Annotated in this window: 17 protein-coding genes; 10 read left to right on the forward strand and 7 right to left on the reverse strand. The window is 42.5% G+C overall.

Annotated features, from left to right (window positions below):
- Window position 1: 1 nt before the first annotated feature.
- The 5 genes from MHI58_RS03580 to MHI58_RS03600 all read left to right on the forward strand — a co-directional run bounded on the left by MHI58_RS03580 (window position 2) and on the right by MHI58_RS03600 (window position 5,494).
- A complete protein-coding gene (locus MHI58_RS03580; RefSeq protein WP_025092661.1) occupies window positions 2-973 on the forward strand; it encodes a GDP-mannose 4,6-dehydratase in 972 nt (323 codons plus the stop codon).
- A 12-nt stretch (window positions 974-985) separates the two neighbouring features.
- On the forward strand, window positions 986-1,897 hold the full coding sequence (locus MHI58_RS03585) for a putative nucleotide-diphospho-sugar transferase (RefSeq protein ID WP_045034449.1): 912 nt from the start codon (window positions 986-988) through the stop codon (window positions 1,895-1,897).
- A complete protein-coding gene (locus MHI58_RS03590; protein WP_025206894.1) occupies window positions 1,894-3,084 on the forward strand; it encodes a glycosyltransferase family 2 protein in 1,191 nt (396 codons plus the stop codon). Before MHI58_RS03585 ends, MHI58_RS03590 begins: the two co-directional genes overlap by 4 nt.
- Window positions 3,085-4,014, forward strand: coding sequence for a putative nucleotide-diphospho-sugar transferase (locus MHI58_RS03595; RefSeq protein WP_212361123.1), 930 nt, complete (start codon window positions 3,085-3,087; stop codon window positions 4,012-4,014).
- A gap of 127 nt (window positions 4,015-4,141) precedes the next feature.
- Entirely contained in the window at window positions 4,142-5,494 is a 1,353-nt protein-coding gene (locus tag MHI58_RS03600) for an IS1182 family transposase (protein WP_045035328.1), read from the forward strand.
- A gap of 124 nt (window positions 5,495-5,618) precedes the next feature.
- Here the strand turns inward: MHI58_RS03600 and MHI58_RS03605 are convergent, their stop codons facing one another.
- Together MHI58_RS03605 and MHI58_RS03610 are read right to left on the reverse strand one after the other, a co-directional pair.
- Window positions 5,619-6,857, reverse strand: a complete 1,239-nt coding sequence (locus MHI58_RS03605; RefSeq protein ID WP_039168572.1) for an MFS transporter — start codon at window positions 6,855-6,857, stop codon at window positions 5,619-5,621.
- 146 nt (window positions 6,858-7,003) lie between these two features.
- Window positions 7,004-9,043: a penicillin-binding transpeptidase domain-containing protein gene (locus tag MHI58_RS03610; protein ID WP_255816935.1), complete on the reverse strand. Its 2,040-nt coding sequence runs from the start codon at window positions 9,041-9,043 to the stop codon at window positions 7,004-7,006.
- Between the two features lie 231 nt (window positions 9,044-9,274).
- Here MHI58_RS03610 and MHI58_RS03615 point away from each other — a divergent pair, with 231 nt between their 5' ends.
- Window positions 9,275-10,705, forward strand: coding sequence for a DASS family sodium-coupled anion symporter (locus MHI58_RS03615; protein WP_024718600.1), 1,431 nt, complete (start codon window positions 9,275-9,277; stop codon window positions 10,703-10,705).
- Here the strand turns inward: MHI58_RS03615 and MHI58_RS03620 are convergent.
- Window positions 10,637-11,041 carry a hypothetical protein gene (locus MHI58_RS03620; protein ID WP_056705609.1) on the reverse strand — a complete coding sequence of 135 codons (405 nt, stop codon included), beginning with the start codon at window positions 11,039-11,041 and terminating at the stop codon, window positions 10,637-10,639. The two genes, MHI58_RS03615 and MHI58_RS03620, sit on opposite strands and share 69 nt — an antisense overlap.
- Before the next feature lie 91 nt (window positions 11,042-11,132).
- Here MHI58_RS03620 and MHI58_RS03625 point away from each other — a divergent pair, with 91 nt between their 5' ends.
- A complete protein-coding gene (locus MHI58_RS03625; protein ID WP_056705606.1) occupies window positions 11,133-11,360 on the forward strand; it encodes a hypothetical protein in 228 nt (75 codons plus the stop codon).
- On the opposite strand, the gene MHI58_RS03630 is transcribed toward MHI58_RS03625, so the two are convergent.
- Window positions 11,341-11,820 (reverse strand): Hsp20/alpha crystallin family protein, encoded by a 480-nt coding sequence (locus MHI58_RS03630; RefSeq protein WP_008344182.1) that lies wholly within the window; start codon window positions 11,818-11,820, stop codon window positions 11,341-11,343. The genes MHI58_RS03625 and MHI58_RS03630 overlap by 20 nt on opposite strands.
- Window positions 11,821-11,885: 65 nt before the next feature.
- On the opposite strand from MHI58_RS03630, the gene MHI58_RS03635 reads away from it, so the two are divergent.
- Together MHI58_RS03635 and MHI58_RS03640 are read left to right on the forward strand one after the other, a co-directional pair.
- Window positions 11,886-12,143, forward strand: coding sequence for a hypothetical protein (locus tag MHI58_RS03635; protein WP_008344180.1), 258 nt, complete (start codon window positions 11,886-11,888; stop codon window positions 12,141-12,143).
- Window positions 12,144-12,149: 6 nt separating this feature from the next.
- Window positions 12,150-12,383 carry a hypothetical protein gene (locus tag MHI58_RS03640; protein ID WP_008344178.1) on the forward strand — a complete coding sequence of 78 codons (234 nt, stop codon included), beginning with the start codon at window positions 12,150-12,152 and terminating at the stop codon, window positions 12,381-12,383.
- A gap of 35 nt (window positions 12,384-12,418) precedes the next feature.
- Here MHI58_RS03640 and MHI58_RS03645 read toward each other — a convergent pair whose 3' ends face one another.
- Together MHI58_RS03645 and MHI58_RS03650 are read right to left on the reverse strand one after the other, a co-directional pair.
- Entirely contained in the window at window positions 12,419-13,810 is a 1,392-nt protein-coding gene (locus MHI58_RS03645) for an amino acid permease (protein ID WP_061418304.1), read from the reverse strand.
- 179 nt (window positions 13,811-13,989) lie between these two features.
- Entirely contained in the window at window positions 13,990-15,063 is a 1,074-nt protein-coding gene (locus MHI58_RS03650; RefSeq protein ID WP_041090656.1) for a glycosyltransferase family 2 protein, read from the reverse strand.
- Between the two features lie 132 nt (window positions 15,064-15,195).
- Here MHI58_RS03650 and MHI58_RS03655 point away from each other — a divergent pair, with 132 nt between their 5' ends.
- A complete protein-coding gene (locus MHI58_RS03655) occupies window positions 15,196-17,088 on the forward strand; it encodes an ABC-F family ATP-binding cassette domain-containing protein (protein ID WP_041506629.1) in 1,893 nt (630 codons plus the stop codon).
- Between the two features lie 28 nt (window positions 17,089-17,116).
- Here the strand turns inward: MHI58_RS03655 and folE2 are convergent, their stop codons facing one another.
- Window positions 17,117-18,013, reverse strand: a complete 897-nt coding sequence (gene folE2, locus MHI58_RS03660) for a GTP cyclohydrolase FolE2 (protein WP_368004377.1) — start codon at window positions 18,011-18,013, stop codon at window positions 17,117-17,119.
- Window positions 18,014-18,050 lie beyond the last annotated feature (37 nt).

Here is an 18,050-nt window from a genome sequence, read left to right on the forward strand (position 1 = left end):
CATGAGCGGATTTTGGAATGGGAAAAACGTATTTGTGACCGGGTGTACGGGATTGTTAGGGAGTTACCTCGTCAAGGAATTGATTGATCAAGGAGCAAACGTAACAGGGCTTGTACGTGATCAGGTGCCAAGATCGAACTTATATCAAGGCAGTCAATTTGAAAAGATGAATGTCGTCCAAGGCGCACTGGAGGACATGCAAACGATAGAACGTGCGTTAGGAGAATATGAGATTGATACAGTCTTTCATTTGGCCGCCCAAGCGATTGTTGGGGTCGCAAATCGTCACCCAGTTTCTACATTTGAAGCCAATATTTTAGGAACATGGAATGTGCTGGAGGCATGCAGAAGGCAGCCGCTTATCAAACGAGTGATTGTGGCATCGAGTGATAAAGCATACGGGGATCAAGAACAGCTTCCTTATGATGAAGACATGCCGCTTAACGGCAAGCACCCATATGATGTGTCAAAAAGCTGTGCAGATTTAATTTCTCACACGTACTACAACACATATGGTCTTCCGGTTTGTATTACGCGCTGCGGTAATTTATATGGAGGCGGGGATTTGAATTTTAACCGAATCATTCCGCAAACCATCCAGCTTGTGTTAGAGGGAAAGGCGCCAGAAATTAGAAGTGACGGAACCTTTATCCGTGATTATTTCTATATTGAAGATGCGGTCAAGGCTTATTTACTGCTAGCTGAAAAAATGGAGGAAAAAGGGCTTGCAGGAGAAGCATTTAACTTTAGTAATGAAATTCAGCTGACTGTGCTTGAGCTCGTTGATAAAATCTTAAAGGCGATGGGCAGTGAACTAAAACCTCGTATTTTGAATCAAGGAACGCATGAGATTAAGCATCAATATTTATCAGCAGAAAAGGCGAGAAAGCTGCTTGATTGGAAGCCTGATTACTCCATTGATGAAGGGTTAGAAAAGACAATTGAATGGTATCGCGAATTCTTTCAAAAATAGAGGTGTATACAGATGAACAGCATATATTGTACGGTTCTATCAAGTGGAAGACTTTATCAAGCTATTGCGTTTTTCTTATCGTTGAAGCAAGTAGAAGATGATGCTGTCATCAAGACGTTATGTATGGATGATGCTGCATTTGATTTGCTTCATCAAATGAATTTCCCGCATGTCGATCTTGTTCATGTGCGTGAGCTTGAAACGCCGGAGCTTCTAGAGATCAAAAAGGAACGAAATGATTCGGAATATTGCTGGACATTAAAACCGATTTGGATTGAGTGGCTATTTAAGCAGGACCAGGCGGAGGAAGTGACGTATCTTGATGCGGATTTGTTCTTTTATGAGAGTCCACAAGTGATTTTTCAAAACCAGCCTGATGCCTCTGTGCTTCTATCAAGAGGGGATATTGTCATTCCAAGCTTTGATCCAGAGGAAGTGAAGATGCTTCAGAAACTTTTAGGGCGCTATAATTCAGGCTTCCTGCATTTTAAAGGAGATGAAGCCGGCCGAAAGTGCCTGAGCTGGTGGAAAGAAGAATGTCTAAAAGAATGCAAAAATGCGCCTGGAGAAGGAAAATTTGGCGATCAAGGGTATTTGGATCATATGCCGGTGCTGTTTGAAAAAGTAGAGGATATTCAAACAAAGGGTGTGAATATTGGTCACTGGAATTATGGCCAGCATTCTTATCAGGAAGAGAATGGACGTATTTTGCTTGAGGATGGAAGCCCACTCATTTGCTATCATTTCAGTGGTTTTCGGATCTTAAGCAAAGATGATATGCAGCAAATCCATGAAAAAGGAAGAGATGACTTGCCATTTTTCCAAGAAGCCTATCGGGAAGTGCTGCGTCATGTGATTGAATCGGTAGAACAAGTCAATCCGATGTTTAACGGCTATGCCAAACTGGAGGAGGATGGCGCATGAATGAAAAGCCGAAGGTCAGCGTCATTATTCCGAGTTATAATGCGAAAGAGCGTTTAGAAGGGAGCCTCTTTTCCTTAACGCTTCAGGAAACCGATATTCCATTTGAGGTCATTGTCGCTGATAATGGGTCAACGGACGGCACGATGGAAATGCTCGAACACATTGAGGTGAACTTTCCATTCAAAAAGGTGCGTATTCCTGTCAATCAAGGAATTGCCAAGGGGCGCAATCATGCCATTCGAGAGGCAGAGGGAGACCTTTTAATATTCCATGACAGCGATATGCTGGCAGAGCCCCAATTTATTCAAAAGCACGCAGAGGCACATGCTGATCATGAGGACCGTGTCATTTGCGGTGTATGCTGGAAGCGAATCTACCGTTATTTTTACACCGGTTTTGATCAAGATCATGTGAAACGATTAAAAAAACAAGGGCTGTATCAGCGGAAAATGAAAGACAAAACGTCTCTTGTGTCGATGGAGGAAGTGAAAAGCGGCGCATTTCTAGAGAGAAGCTTCGACTTGCAGTCCGAATTTATTGATATCCTGAAAGACATTTTAAACACGTACGACTATGATTTAAGTTCTTATCAATTGCCGTGGCGATTTTTTATCACAAATAACTCTTCCGTCAAGCGAAAGCATGTCATGGAACTAGGGATGTTTGATGAAAAAATCGTTCGATACGGGTTTGAGGATTATGATTTAGGCATTCGTCTGCATCAGCTTGGCCTCTCATTTGAGCTGCGTGAGGATATTTTAAGTGTGCATCAGGAACATCCAAGTAATTTAACGTCATTCGATGACATCAAATATAACATTTTGTATATGTGCGAGAAGTACAACAATATTGATTCGATTGATGTTCATTTGGCTTTCTCTGGACCATTTTCTCATACCGTGACAAATGATATCGTGAAAGACATTCGCCAGCTGCGTAAGAATGAAGCATATGATGATCTGCTCGCTTATTTTTTGGAGCTGCTTCATATGATCACAGAGCGGAATGTGGGCATTAAACGTGATCAAAAGGACGTGCTGACGGCAAAGCATTTCCCTTTGAAAAAGCTGTCAGAGGCGGTCCAGCGTGCCAAGCAGGAACATGGATGCACGGTGCTGGCAGAAGCCATTCAAGGGCTCACAAAAGAGCTGCTGCATGTTGACTTGTTCCAAGTGGATGTGTTGTAGATGGCATCCTATCATTTCACAACCATTGTGTCGAATACCCATGTATTTAAGCTACTGGCGCTGATTCATTCACTTGAGCAGACGGCTCAATCATACAAACTTTCTGTCTTATGTGCTGATCCTTTGGCTTACAAGGTGTTAAGTCAGTTTCCTCATCCACATGTCCAATATGAACAGCTTGAAGATGTGGAAGATGATTCGCTGCGAAAAGCAAAGGCGGATCGTACGTTCCACGAGTATTGCTGGACGCTTAAGCCTGCGTTTCTACTCAAAATTCTTGAGTCCTCTGATGCAGATTATCTCGCTCATTTGGATACAGATTTGTATTTTTATCATGATCCAGAGGCGATATTTGCAGAAAATCCACTTGCTCATGTATTTTTGACAGATCATATGAATTCCAAGCGATTCTATCACTTTTATGAATTATCCGGCCGTTTTAATACTGGGTTTGTAGGCTGTCGAAACACAGATGTGGCCAAACGGGCTGTGACGCAGTGGAAAGAGAACTGCATTGCGCACTGTACAGTAGAAATGGATACGGAAAAAAAGACATATGGTGATCAGCGGTATGTTGAAAGATGGGTCGATGATTTTGAGGGTGTCCATGTGGTGACATCTAAAGGTGCCAATGCAGCGATTTGGAATATTGAAAACTATAAGCTCTCCGTTGTGAAAGGAGATATGTATCTCGACGAATGTCCACTGCTGTTCTATCATTTTTCTGCCTTTACGATCATTGATGAAAATACCTTTAATCTGAATTGGTATTACTATATGACAGAACACACTCTTGTGGATCATTTGTATATTCCGTATGCGGATTTGATTCATCTGAAAATTAAACAGGTGCAAAAGGTCTTTCCAGACTTTCAGCAGGGGTTTATTGCAAAGAAGCATGTTCCTGACACGCATTTTTATGAGATATGAAAAAACCGCTCATTTATTGAGCGGTCAGGCTGTCGAGAAAATCTCGACAGCTTTATTTTTTCCCTTAAATTTTCCACTACCCCATTTTATAATAGAGAAAAGCATACTAAAGGAAGGTGTTTTTCTCATGTTCCACACTAGAAATTCTTCTCAGCACGAAGCCGAATTTGTATTACTAGATCAACTGGTCGAAGAGGATCACCTGCTTCGTAAAATTGATCAATACATTGATTTTTCATTTATCATAGACAAAGTAAAACCATATTATAGTGAGAATAAAGGTCGTCCTTCTCTCGATCCACTCATTTTGTTCAAAATGATGTTCATCGGATACCTGTATGGTATCCGTTCTGAAAGACAACTTGAAAAAGAAATTTACTATAACATGGCGTATAGATGGTTTTTAGGTTTGAACATCAATGACCCCGTTCCTCATCACTCGACCATTAGCTGGAATCGTCGTACTCGATTCAAAGATACAACGATTTTTCAAGACATTTTCGACGAGATCGTGCTTCAAGCTATCAATCATGATATGGTAGGAGGCCGCGTTCTTTTTACTGACTCCACTCATCTTAAAGCCAATGCCAATAAACATAAATATACGAGAAAAACGATTGAGCAGGATACCCAGAACTATATAAATGATTTAGAAGAAGCGATCCAAGAAGATCGGGTGGCACACGGAAAAAAGCCCTTAAAGGTAAAAGAGGAGGTGAAAACGGAAAAAGACATTCGTCAAAGTACGACTGATCCTGAAAGTGGCTATCTTTATCGTGAAAACAAACCGGAAGGCTTTTTCTACCTAGACCACCGTACAACGGATATGAAGTACAATATCATCACGGATGCCCACATCACGCCCGGTAATGTCCATGATTCTGTTCCGTATCTTGATCGGTTGGATCACCAAATCGCACGATTTGGTTTTCAAGTAGAAGCTGTTGCCCTTGATTCTGGTTATTTGACGACCCCAATCTGTAAAGGTTTATCAGATCGCCGTATTTTTGGTGTCATCGCACATAGACGCTTTCATCCAACAAGAGGTTTATTTGAGAAGTGGAAATTCAAGTATGACTCTGAACATGATCATTACATATGCCCAAATGGTGAGAAGCTATTATATACAACAACTGATCGAAAAGGTTATAGGTTCTACAAATCAGATCCTAAAAAATGTACATCGTGTCCTTTCCTTGAAAGATGCACAAGGTCGAAAAATCATCAAAAAGTCATCTCAAGACACATATGGGAAGAACATAAAGAAAAGATCAGACAAAATCGTCTATCTGTCTCTGGAAAAGAGCTATATAAAAAAAGAAAAGAAAAAATAGAGCGAAGCTTTGCAGATTCAAAACAACTGCACGGGCTTCGCTACTGCCGGTTGAGGGGAAAACAAAATGTGAGTGAGCAAGTTCTTCTCACAGCTGCCTGTCAGAACATGAAGAAGATTGCCACACATCTAGCGAAGCTAGGTTAGGTGTGTGGGAGGCCTTTTTCATTCAATCTCATCCATCATCATTACGATGAAAATAAAAAAGATTGTAGAAAAACATGAGTTTCTCTACAATCTGACCGCTCATTTATTGAGCGGTTTTTACCTTTTATGATTCATTCCATTTCGCTATGGTCTGATCGCTTGGCAGTAAGAAGGCTAGGATGCCTAATATCGGTAAAAAGGCGACACCGATCATGGTAGGCGTTAAACCGACTGCATCAATTAATGAGCCGAGGGCAACGGATCCAATCGCTCCCATACCAAACGCAAGCCCAACAGTTAAACCAGACATTGTGCCAATTTTCCCGGGAAATAGTTCTTGGGCATAGACCACGGTGACAGAGAAGCTTGAGGTCAGAATGATCCCAATGAGTCCAAGTAAAACATAAGCAAAAACTGGTCCGGCAAATGGGAGAAGCAGGGCAAGCGGAAAGGATGCTAATAAAGAAATTAAAATGACGGTTTTCTTGCCGAAGCGGTCTGCAAGCGGCCCGCCTAAAAACGTCCCAATCGCACCCAATATCAGAAATAAGAAAATATAAGTTTGTGATTCTTTAATCGTCAAACCATATTGCTCAATCGCATAAAACGCATAGAAATTCGAGATCGCATTTCCATACCAAGAACGTGCGAAAATAAGAAAGACGATAATGCCGAGTGCTGTGAGCGCTGACTTGCGGTGAAGTTCAGATCTTGCTGCTTTTGCAGGCGCTTTTTTCGCTTGTGCTCGAATGGTTTGAAGCTTTCTTGCGTACCATCTCGAAATATAGAGAAGGAAACCGACAGCAATCATTCCAACAATCGTAAACCAAGCCACACCTGGCTGACCGAGAGGGACGAGCATTAATGCAGCGATTAGCGGAGCAAAGGCTTGACCTGTATTTCCGCCGACTTGATAGATGGATTGAGCAAGACCCCGTCTAGGACCAGCTGCCATGTTGGCAACCCGTGAGCCCTCTGGATGGAAAATCGCAGAGCCGAGTCCAATAAAGACGACGCACAGTAGGATGGTCGCAAATGATGGCGCAAACGCAAGGCCGAGAATGCCGACAGCACTTGAAAATAATGCGATAGGCAGTGCATAGGGCATCGGCCGTTTATCTGTGTACCACCCGATCGCAGGCTGCATGACAGAGGAGACCATATTTAATGTAAAGGCGATTAGCCCTAATTGAGTAAAGGTCAGCCCCATTGAGCGTTCTAAAATAGGGAACATGGCAGGAATCACGGCTTGCAATGTGTCGTTGAGCATATGGCAAATACCAATAATCAATAAAATAGGATAAACCGTTGAACCGGTGACCGCTTTTTGAGGTTTATTCTTTGTTTGAGCAGCAATAGCCAATGAGACTTCCTCCTTTCATTCAACTTGTTTTCTTTTTTTCATTCTCCTCATTTTATTCATAAGGTGAACTATAAAACAATAGCAAATTGTCATGATTTAGAAAAAAAGAGACACATGCGCTTGATGGAGCGTGTGTCTCTTAAGGGTTATTTATAGAAAGAAGCGATGACAGGCTTCATTTTTTGAATGACAAGTCCACTGCCTCCACGGTTTTTCACACCTTCAATCATGCCGACGAGGACGTAATCTTCTTTTTTAGGATTAAACGCAAGTAAAAATCCATTTTCAGTACCGTCTGTCGCACCTTGTTTGCTCTTTAGTTCCGCTGTTCCCGTTTTAGCGGCTATATCAGCCCCTTTTATTTGCAACGAGTGAGCGGTTCCGTTTGAATTGGTGACGACTTGAGTTAGTGCGTCCTTCACCGTATTTGCTGTATCTTCTTTGATGATCTGTTTTGGTGATGCTGTTTTTTCATTCTGAATGACTCGAGGGTACACAAGCTTTCCTCCTGTTGCAAATGGAGAATAGGCATGTACTTGTTCAATTGGAGACATGAGTAATTCTCCTTGGCCATATGCTGAGTCGGCAAGTAAGATGTCTGATTGAATCCCGTCGTTAGACACTTGTGCTGGCTTCATTGTAAACGGCATGTTTAAATCATCACCAAACCCAAATGTTTTTACTTTTTTCTCGTAAGTATCTTTGCCGATTTCAAGGGCTTCCTGTCCAAAATAAATATTATCTGAGTACACGAGGGCATCGACCATATTGACTTGTTCTTTGTCATGAACCCGTGTAATGCGATAATTTCCCCATGATTGATCCTTTTGCCATTTCAGCCCATGAATGGTGCGCACTTTATTAGGTTTTGTGACACCTGTTTCCAGTCCAATCGCTGCTGTAATGGTTTTGAATGTAGATCCTGGTGCATATCTGCTCGCATACCGAGCTTGGAATGGGAGATCAGGATTTTCACTGTATGCTTGGTATTGTTTTGGCGTGATCCCATTGGTCATTAAATTGACATCGTAAGAAGGGGTGCTAACAAGCGCTAATAAATCACCTGATGATGGATTCATAATGGTGACAGCCCCTTTTTCACCTTTCAGCTGTTGATAGGCTTTTTTCTGTAAAGATGCATCAATGGTCAGTTTGACTGTTTTTCCGTCTTTTCGGTCTGTTTTTTGTAATGTTTCTTCAATACCTGTTTCATCATGGATAATGAGGATGCTTCCGCCATCTTGTCCTCTTAAGTTCTTGTCAAATGTGAATTCAAGGCCGGTTTTGCCGATGATTTGATCCGCCTTTAAAGCTGGATTTCTTTTGATATCATCCGCATTTGCTTTTCCCACATAGCCTGTCAGATGAGCAGCGGCTTCGTTATATGGATAGTAGCGCATTTCCTTCGTTTGATAGGTGACGCCATTTATGTCTTTTGGAATCGGCTTTTGCTCTAACATAGACTTTAGCGGGACAAATGTGTCATCTGTGACCCATGCTTGTTTCAACTGATTTTGAATCAGCTCTTCATCTATATCAAAAGCGCTGCTGATTTTTTTGATGTTGCTTTCTTTTTCCGTACCTGTCCCGAGCTTTCCAGGGATGATGCCAAGTGCGTGTCCACCAGTTGTTTCTGCTAACGTGCGCCCTTTTCGATCTACAATATTTCCGCGTACCGCAGGATCCGTTGTCACTTTGATGGTGTCACCCTTTTCCATTTGCGGGAAGATGAGATTTGGTTTCCAGTCTACTTTCCACTCGTTATCCTCTTCGGAGAGAACACCTTTGTAAGAGAGTTTGTTCAGTTTTCCAAGTGACGTTTTCATCGTGACTTCATAGGTGAATTGATACCCATTTCCTTTATCCTGTTTTTCTACGTTGACGTTTGAGACGTTTAGATCATTCGCACCGATGCCGCTAAAGATATGATCGTATTTTTCGGCAAGTTGTTTTTTAGAAAAGTCATTGGCTTTCAGAGAGCCGCTTGTGACCTCATCTGCCAATTTTGTGAATTCTTTTTTCTCCAGATGTTTCGTAAAGGATTCAGCGGCTTTCAGCGCCTCTTTTTCTTTGGAGAAAAGCGTATCTTTTAAGAAAAAGAGAGCAGCAGCAATCGCGATGATGCTAAGAAGGGGAATGATGACTTTTTTCTGTTTCCAAAATGATTTTCGTTGATCTGTATACAATGAAAACACCTCAATTTTTGATTAGATCCTCTATAGTTTACAGTTACTGTGTAGGATTTGTATAGTTTCTCCTTTGAAAATAGACCAAGACATGAAGTGGAAATATGAAGCAAGACACAGTTGCTGCTTAAGGATCTCTTCATTTTTTCTTATGATTTAAAGGATTTTTGATGTGATCATCGAATGTGAAAAATTAGAAAAAATTAAAAGCGTTTTCATGAAGGAGGAATTGTGATCGTTTATAAAAAAGTGAATCTGACTGGACTTGTTCTTGGACCGATCTTCTTTTTGCTTATTTTTTTGCTCATTCCAGAAAGTGAATTAACCTATGCACCAAGAGTGGTACTGGGCGTTACGGCTTGGACTGCGACATGGTGGGTCACAGAAGCTTTGCCTATACCGGCTACCTCTTTATTGCCCATCATCCTTTTGCCAACACTTGGCGGGCTATCGATGGAGCAAACATCAAGAGCTTATGGAGACCCGATTGTTTTTATGTACATGGGCGGATTTATGATTGCCATTGCTATTGAAAAATGGAATTTACATAGAAGAATGGCCTTACATATTTTAAACATCATTGGCACAAGAAGTGACCGCATTGTATTAGGGGTTATGATGGCAACGGCCTTTTTATCTATGTGGATTTCAAATGCAGCCACAGCACTAATGATGCTGCCTGTGGCACTGGCTGTGATTAAAGAGGTGAAGGCGAACGATATTTTGTCTGGTGCATCTCTTGACCGATTCAGTAAAAGCATTCTATTATCGGTCGCTTATTCAGCCTCTATTGGCGGACTGGCGACACTCGTTGGGTCTGTGCCAAATGCTGTTTTTGCAGCGATGTCAAAAAAGCTATTAGATCGAGAAATTATGTTTTTTGAATGGTTTTTGTTTGGTTTTCCGGTGGCGGCTGTTCTGCTTATTCTCTTATTTCTGTATTTGACCAAGATACAGTTCAAGGTAGAGCACACAGGTGAAATGGGAGCGGCGTTTATACGGAAGGGTTTAGAGGATTTAGGCAAAATGAAACAAGAAGAAAAATGGGTTTTTGCTATTTTTCTTATGACGGCTTTTTTATGGATTTTTAAAATCTTTTTGTTTGGCGGGCTTCCTGTCTCGGATACGTCGATCGCAATCTTTGGGGCGATGCTGTTATTTCTCATTCCAGCGACAAATGGAGAGAGAATACTAGAATGGCAGGATATGAAGCAGTTGCCATGGGGGCTTTTGCTTTTGTTTGGAGGCGGGCTTTCGCTCGCTACAGGATTTGCGGAAACGAATCTAACAGGATGGATCGGGGAAAATTTACAGCATTTAAATGGGCTGTCTTACCTCATGCTGCTAATTATTTTAACGGCTTCTATTTTATTTATGACCGAAATTATGTCTAATACAGCAGTTGCGAACATGATCATTCCGATTACAGTAGGGCTTGGACTTGCAATTGGCATGGAGCCGTACGGCTTAATGGCTGCGGCTGCGTTAGCTTCCTCATGTGCGTTTATGTTGCCAATTTCCACACCGCCAAATGCGGCTGTCTTTAGTGCGGACGTGCTGAAAATATCTGATATGGTCAAGGCTGGCTTTTGGCTAAATGTGATCAGTATTGTAGCGATTGTGCTTGCGGTTTATTTCTGGCTTCCGGTCGTGCTGAGATGAAGACTTTGATCGAATGGAGACTTTTGGTGTTTTTGTTTCTTTTGGCTTCGGTACTGAAGCTGCCTTTTTGAGGTGCGGGTCCTTTGGCGTGTAATAGGTGGCTCCAATGTTGAGTCTACCTTTAAGCTGATCAATGGAAAGCTCACCAAACTCTAAATGGTAGTCAATTTTGTCCACATGCAGTGATTCAATGTGAATGTGCGTATCCTCCGAGACAGGCGGAGCAGGTGCAGACATTTTCTGCTCAAGAGCGGTGAGTCTTTTTTCCAGCTCGACGACAGATGGGGATGGACTGGCTTCGGTTTTTTTAAAGAGTGATTGAATGAAATGTTTCAAGTGGACCACAACCTTTTCTTTCGCCTTGCTCTAGTCTATGGAAAAGCTGCCCGGTATATACTTATAGAGATACATGAAAGGGGAGAAGTGCATGCTGCCTACACGCATTCAGATTACACATATGAAGACGAATACGATTGGTACAGGGTCCACGATGACATTCGGTTCGACGATCGTACGAAATCACTGCTCGACGATCAAAAGAAACAATGGTTTTGGTGAACAAAATGCCGATGGCGTGATCACGATCTTGCCGATTGAAACGATTGATGATCGTGATCTAATAGACGCAGTCAGTATCAATATTCGTCATCTATGATTATCGCAGTTGCTTTTCCTTCATCCTTTTGCAGGCGAATGTATAGCACGCCGTCTTTAAAGGCCGCATTCATTTGACCAAGAATCATATCTGGGAGCCGAATTTTTCTTTCAAACGGACCATACTTCCCTTGTTTTTGGCGAAAATCCTGTTCGTTAAAAAAGGAAAAACGCTGTCCTTTTACAACTAAATATTCACCATATGACAGCACCTGAACATCTTCCTTCCGGTAGCCAGGCAGATAAATTAAGTACTGAAATTCAGTAGGGGTTTCCACAATGTCGACTGGTGGAAACGATGCATCTGTTCCTCGCTGATCTTGCTGCGAGAATGTAAAGGGAGACGGACCATTTGCCATAAAGGGAGATCTTTGCTCATCATCGAATATCATTTTCCAAAAATCATCTCCATGCATTTGCTGGGCAATGTCCATCCACTGCTTCATTTTTTCGAAGTCCATGTGAAGACCTCCTGTTAACATACTTGATGGGTGCTCGCATATACCTATAAAAAGGAGGTTTATCTGTGGTTCAACCAACTCCGTATATCAATATTAATATTTTCATGTTAAAAATTAATTCCTTTGAAAATGCGTCGGCGGTGAATGTCGGACAAAATTTGTTAGCAGAGTGGCAAAACTCAGATAAAAAAAATCAGGGGTACGGACAGAATTTTGGAGATGCCAGCGGTTTTGTCGGAACAAAGAGCCATGTAGATGATCGAGATCAAGTGGACTCACCTGCCTCTTTTTCGCCAGCAGCTAAACCTATTCCAAGGAAGTGATGTGTGATGTTATTCTCACCCTCAGTCGTCAATGTCGGTGCTTTTAAAATCAATGCAATGGATCGGGGGGCATCACTGACGCTAGGACCTTATCAGCAGATCGATTATTTTCTCTCGATGAAATTGAACCAGGGTTTTGGTGAGGACAATGGAGATTGTTCACCGCTTGTCATTCCGATTTCAAGCGTACTCGATCCAGATATGGTGGATTCGAATTCAGTGAAAAACAGTGTGATTTAAACAAAAAAGAGACCGGGATACCCCGTGTCTCTTTTCTATTGTGTTTGATTCAGATGGCTTTTGCGTCTTGCATAGGTGAAGTACACAACGACACCAATGGCTACCCAGATGAGGAAGGCTCGCCATGTCTCCCATTTCAGTGTGGCAGCCAAGATCATACAAATGACCGCACTAATGATGGGAAGGACAGGAACAAAGGGTACTTTAAACGCTGTTTTCATATTCGGATGTTTTTTCCGGAGTATGATCACAGCGATCGAGATCACCGTAAAGGCCGCAAGTGTACCGATGCTGACTAAATTAGCAAGTGTTGATAAGTTGACGAAACCAACGATACATGCCGCAACAGTGCCTGTCAGCCAAGTGTTGGCAACCGGTGTCTTCGATTTTGGATGAACGTTTGAAAAGATTTTCGGCATGAGTCCATCTCGGCTCATGGCAAAGGTTAAACGAACCTGAGCGTAGACAAGTGCAATTAACACTGTCGTAATCCCGATAATAGCACCTGCCGATATAATACCAGCGACACTGTTCAAGCCAACCACTTGTAAAGCAAAAGCGACAGGGTCACTGACATTCAGCTTCGTGTAGTGAACCATGCCTGTTAAGACAAATGAAACCCCGATGTATAAAATGGTACAAACACCGAGCGCACCAATGATTCCGATTGGCATCGCTTTTTGTGGGTTTTTGACTTCTTCAGATGCATTAGCGATTGCATCAAATCCAAGGTAAGCAAAAAAGACAGTGGCCGCTCCAGCAATCACGCCATGGAAGCCCATTGGCATAAAAGGTGTCCAATTTTCAGGTTTAACGTAAGCAAAGCCTGAAATGATAAAGAGGAGGACAATGGCAATTTTGATGAGCACAATGATGTTATTCAGCTTTGTGCTCTCTTTTACGCCTCTTGAGACAATAAAGGTAATGAGTAAAATAATGAGTGCGCCTGGCAGGTTAAAGATGGCCCCATCAGCGGCTCCGGGTGCAGCCGATAAAGCCTTCGGTATGTGCAGACCAAATCCACTGAGCAGTGATTGAAAATAGGATGACCATCCGCTTGCCACAGCAGAGAGCGCAACAACATATTCAAGCATTAAATCCCAGCCCATTAAAAAGGCGAGGAATTCTCCAAGTGTTGCGTAAGAATACGTATAGACACTTCCTGACACTGGAATGGACGAGGAAAATTCAGCGTAGCAAAAAGCAGCAAGGGCGCATGCGATCGCAGCCAAAATAAAAGATATAATAATCGCAGGTCCCGCATCTTTCGCAGCCGCAACCCCCGTTATCACAAAAATGCCAGTCCCGACCACACAGCCAATGCCAAGCAAGATTAAATCAAATGTATTCAAAGAACGGCTCAGCCGCTTCGTTTGACTTTCAAGCATGAGCTGGTCGAGAGACTTTTTTCTAAATAAAGAACTCATGTTGACCTCCTAATGGATAAATCTTTTCGTAAGACGAATGTTAGTATATGCGTAAATGACAATTTAGTCAATTGGTTGAAAAACGCTTTAAATCACTAAAGTATTAAATGTCACAAAAGGCTAATGTGTATCAAAAGACATCCGCCGGCATGTGACAGGCGGATGTGATAACAGGAGATTTACGTTTGTTCAGCAAATATTTTTTCGTTGTACAGCACACTCGGATGGGTTGGGTAATGGGCTGAGGATGCAAGATGATGGGTTTTGGCTTGAGCCAAATCACCGAGCTGATAATAACAATAGCAAAGCTGAAGGTGAGGATACCATGTTTTATATTGTGTCAGTGTAAAGGCTGTTTCGATTTCAGGTGCCTTCAGTGCCTGCTCATACCAATAGATGGCCGCTTTGTATTTATTTTGTGCTTTGAAATGATCCCCAATCCGGCAGCAAAATTCTGGACGGGGCTGATCATATAAGAAGGATCGCAATAAGGAGGATAAGGCGGCTTCCTCAAAACCGACTGCATAATAGCAGTCAGCTAAATTTTGGCATGTGCGAATTTCATCCTCAATCCAGCATTGTTTTGTGGCTAAAAATTTGTGATAAAAGCGAATCGCCTTCACATGCTGCTTGTTATCTCGTAATTCATTAGCGAAGTAAAAGAGATCGCGAGGCGTCATCTCTTCGCCTTTTGCAAGCATGTTTTCATAAATGCGCAGATTGCGTCCAGGCTCTCCAGCGGTTGTTTTCTTGCGCTTTTGATGGGTGACGGCGATATCAGCCGGTAAGATGTTGCCATACACCTGAAGAAACTCATGAACGGCCCCATACCACTGAAAGTTCAAGGCACGCTTGACGAGCCGATTTCTTCTATATTTAAAATTCACCTGACCGTCCTCACTAAATCCAACGTGGTAAAACATCGAGACGGCATCTACTGCGGGATCAAGCGTCTGTTTGAGCTGAAGCAGTTTTTGCTGGTCCTCTTCAAGTAGGACATCGTCGGCATCCAGCCATAAGATATACTCTTTTGTCGCATGGGAAAAAGCGAAATTGCGTGCTTTGGCAAAATGCTGGACCCATTCAAAGTCGAGTACCTTTGCTGAAAAGGAGTGAGCAATGTCCTTTGTTTGATCCGTTGATCCTGTATCAACAATGATCATCTCATCTACAATGTCTTGAACAGAAGACAGGCAGTCAGCCAAAACCTCCTCTTCATTTTTCACAATCATACATAAACTAATGGTTATCATCTTTAGATCACCTCTTCATAGTGTATCGAGCATCAAAAGGAAACATTCTTTTCAGAAGCGGGTTTTTTAAAACTAGTTTTCTGCTACTGGCTGATTTAAAATAAAGGAAGAATCTATGTAAGGGCTGATAAAATGAGTTTATTGAATGTAGAAGGATTATATAAAACCTATGGCGAAAAAACGCTGTTTGACCATATCTCTTTTCATATAGAACCAAAGGAACGCATCGGGTTAATTGGACCGAATGGAACAGGGAAGTCAACGCTTTTAAAAGTCATTGCAGGACTTGAATCATTTGAGGAAGGCGACATCACAAAGGCAGGGACACTTGATATCGAATTTCTCGAGCAAGATCCTGAAATGAGCGGGGATGAAACGATTCTCGACTATATTTTTTCAGGAACAGCACCGATGATTCAAACGATGAAAGCCTATGAAAAGGCGCTGGCTGATTTAGAGCATGATCCACAAAACGAGGCAAAACAAGAAGCGCTTATGCGTATGCAAAATAAAATGGATCAGGACGACGCATGGGATGCGAACCTTTCTGCGAAAACGATTTTGACAAAGCTTGGCGTTAAAGATGTGAGCCGATCTGTTCATGCGTTATCAGGCGGACAGAAAAAGCGTGTGGCGATCGCCAAAAATTTAATTCAGCCTGCGGGTTTGCTGATTTTAGATGAGCCGACAAACCATCTAGACAACGCAACCATTGAATGGCTTGAAGGGTATTTGAGTCAATACAGCGGGGCTGTCATTCTTGTCACCCATGATCGTTATTTCTTAAACCGTGTCGCCAATCGGATTTATGAATTAAATCAGGGGCAGCTTTACACATATAAAGGAAATTATGAAGTCTTTTTAGAAAAAAGAGCGGAACGAGAAGCAGAAGCTCAAGTAAAAGAAACGAAACGTCAAAACCTGCTTAGACGTGAGCTTGCATGGCTCAGAAGAGGGGCAAAGGCTCGAACGACAAAGCAAAAAGCACGTATCGGCAGAGTGGAAGAGCTGAAGGATCAAAAGGGACCTGATGCAAAGGGAGAGCTTGATTTTGCGATCGGTTCTCACCGGCTTGGAAAACAAGTGATTGAGGCAGAAGAGATCAGCATCACATTTGCTGGTCAAACCCTTGTGGACCAGTTCAGCGATTTAGTCGTGCCAGGGGATCGCATCGGATTTATCGGACCGAATGGAGTGGGCAAAACGACTTTACTCAATTGCCTGGCGGGTAAAATCGAACCGACGAATGGACAATTGACCATTGGACAAACAGTTCGCATTGGCTATTACACGCAGGACCATAACGAAATGAATGAAGAGCTGAATATCATTGATTACATCAAAGAAACAGCTGAAATTGTCAAAACGGCAGATGGCGTCATTGTGACAGCAGAGCAGATGTTGGAGCGATTTTTATTCCCTAGATCCATGCAGCGCACGTTTATCCGCAAGCTGTCAGGGGGAGAGCGCCGCAGATTGTATTTATTGAAGGTATTGATGGAAGAGCCGAATGTTCTCTTTTTAGATGAGCCGACGAATGATCTTGATACAGAGACGCTCAGCATTTTAGAGGATTATTTGGAGCAGTTCCCAGGCGTAGTCATCACCGTGTCGCATGATCGTTATTTCTTAGACCGAGTCGTCCATCGTCTGCTTGTGTTTGAAGGAAATGGACGCATTTCACACTTCCAGGGTGCTTACAGCGATTACATGGAGCAAGAAAAAGAACAGAAGCGGACAGAGACAAAACCAGCTGAAAAACAAGTAGAAGCTGCACCGAAAAAGAGGAAAAAACTATCCTATAAGGACCAGCTTGAATGGGATGGGATTGAAGATCGGATACAAGCACTAGAGGACAAACACCAGCAGCTCGAAGCCAGCATTGCTGAGGCTGGCAGTGATTTTGGGAAAATTCAAGAGCTGATGGACAAGCAAAAAGCCGTCGCTGAAGAATTAGAACAAGCGATGGATCGCTGGACAGAACTGTCGATGATGATTGAGGAATTAGAAAGTAATGAAAAATAAAGGTTGGCAAAAAAACTGTAGAGACATTCTACAGTTTTTTTTGATAAGAACATTTGGCATAAGCATCGTGCTGATGAATGGATTCTTCATTTCGACACTCAATTTGAAAGCCTTTAATCCAGTTTTGTTCATATAGCTCTGCTGCAATTAACCTCGCAACATCCTCTACAAAACGTGGATTTTCATAGGCCTCTTCTGTCACGTGTTTTTCATCTGGTCTTTTGAGTACAGGGTAAAGGGGCGCACTCGCATTAGACTCGATGATCTGCAGTAGATCTGCTTTCATGTCATCAGGGAGTTGACCTTGTTCAAACAGCTCTACCTGAATAGATACAGTGCCGCGCTGATTATGTGCGCCGTATTCACTGATTTCTTTTGAACAAGGACATAACGTTGTCACTTGAGCAGTGCAGCCAATATGACAAATCCATCCGTTTTCTTCATGAAAGTGGATGTCGTATTGCACGTCTGCATGCATCAAACCGGTCTTTCCGCTGATGGGACTCTTTTTTTCCATGTACCACGGAAACGAAACTTGAATCGAGGCAGAAGGCTGATTCATTTGCGTGGCAAGCTGTGCGGTCAATTCTTTTAAGGAATCCACATCAACCGGCTTTCCGCTCTCATAAAATGAGTGAAGCTGCTCGGTGAGACGGCTCATATGAATGCCTTTTTGATGAGCTGGCAAATGTGTACTCAGCGTAAAATTAGCGGAAGCGGTTTGGTGCTGTGGAGCCGTTTTAGACAAAATATGTACAGGGTACGACACACGGCAAATTCCGACCTGTTCCAGATCAAAATAATAGTCTTGTTCGGTTTGTTGGATGTCTATCATGTTCTCTTTTTGACAAGGTTTTGTTCTAGCGCATGGCGGGACAGAACCGAATTGTGCGTGTCGTTCTTTTTTGGATGGAAATGAACGCATAGGGTACCTCCTTTAAAACGTAATGATTCCTATTTAT

The sequence above is a fragment of the Bacillus sp. FSL K6-2869 genome (assembly GCF_040869405.1).
Classification (GTDB): domain Bacteria; phylum Bacillota; class Bacilli; order Bacillales; family Bacillaceae; genus Bacillus; species Bacillus altitudinis.

What these genes read in the sequence shown, in the direction of transcription:
- MHI58_RS03580 (WP_025092661.1), top strand. Translation starts at nt 2, where the DNA reads ATGAGCGGATTTTGGAATGGGAAAAACGTATTTGTGACCGGGTGTACG.
- MHI58_RS03585 (WP_045034449.1), top strand. Translation starts at nt 986, where the DNA reads ATGAACAGCATATATTGTACGGTTCTATCAAGTGGAAGACTTTATCAA.
- MHI58_RS03590 (WP_025206894.1), top strand. Translation starts at nt 1,894, where the DNA reads ATGAATGAAAAGCCGAAGGTCAGCGTCATTATTCCGAGTTATAATGCG.
- MHI58_RS03595 (WP_212361123.1), top strand. Translation starts at nt 3,085, where the DNA reads ATGGCATCCTATCATTTCACAACCATTGTGTCGAATACCCATGTATTT.
- MHI58_RS03600 (WP_045035328.1), top strand. Translation starts at nt 4,142, where the DNA reads ATGTTCCACACTAGAAATTCTTCTCAGCACGAAGCCGAATTTGTATTA.
- MHI58_RS03625 (WP_056705606.1), top strand. Translation starts at nt 11,133, where the DNA reads ATGCTGCCTACACGCATTCAGATTACACATATGAAGACGAATACGATT.
- MHI58_RS03630 (WP_008344182.1), bottom strand. Translation starts at nt 11,820, where the DNA reads ATGGACTTCGAAAAAATGAAGCAGTGGATGGACATTGCCCAGCAAATG.
- MHI58_RS03640 (WP_008344178.1), top strand. Translation starts at nt 12,150, where the DNA reads ATGTTATTCTCACCCTCAGTCGTCAATGTCGGTGCTTTTAAAATCAAT.
- MHI58_RS03645 (WP_061418304.1), bottom strand. Translation starts at nt 13,810, where the DNA reads ATGAGTTCTTTATTTAGAAAAAAGTCTCTCGACCAGCTCATGCTTGAA.
- MHI58_RS03650 (WP_041090656.1), bottom strand. Translation starts at nt 15,063, where the DNA reads ATGATAACCATTAGTTTATGTATGATTGTGAAAAATGAAGAGGAGGTT.
- MHI58_RS03655 (WP_041506629.1), top strand. Translation starts at nt 15,196, where the DNA reads ATGAGTTTATTGAATGTAGAAGGATTATATAAAACCTATGGCGAAAAA.
- folE2 (WP_368004377.1), bottom strand. Translation starts at nt 18,013, where the DNA reads ATGCGTTCATTTCCATCCAAAAAAGAACGACACGCACAATTCGGTTCT.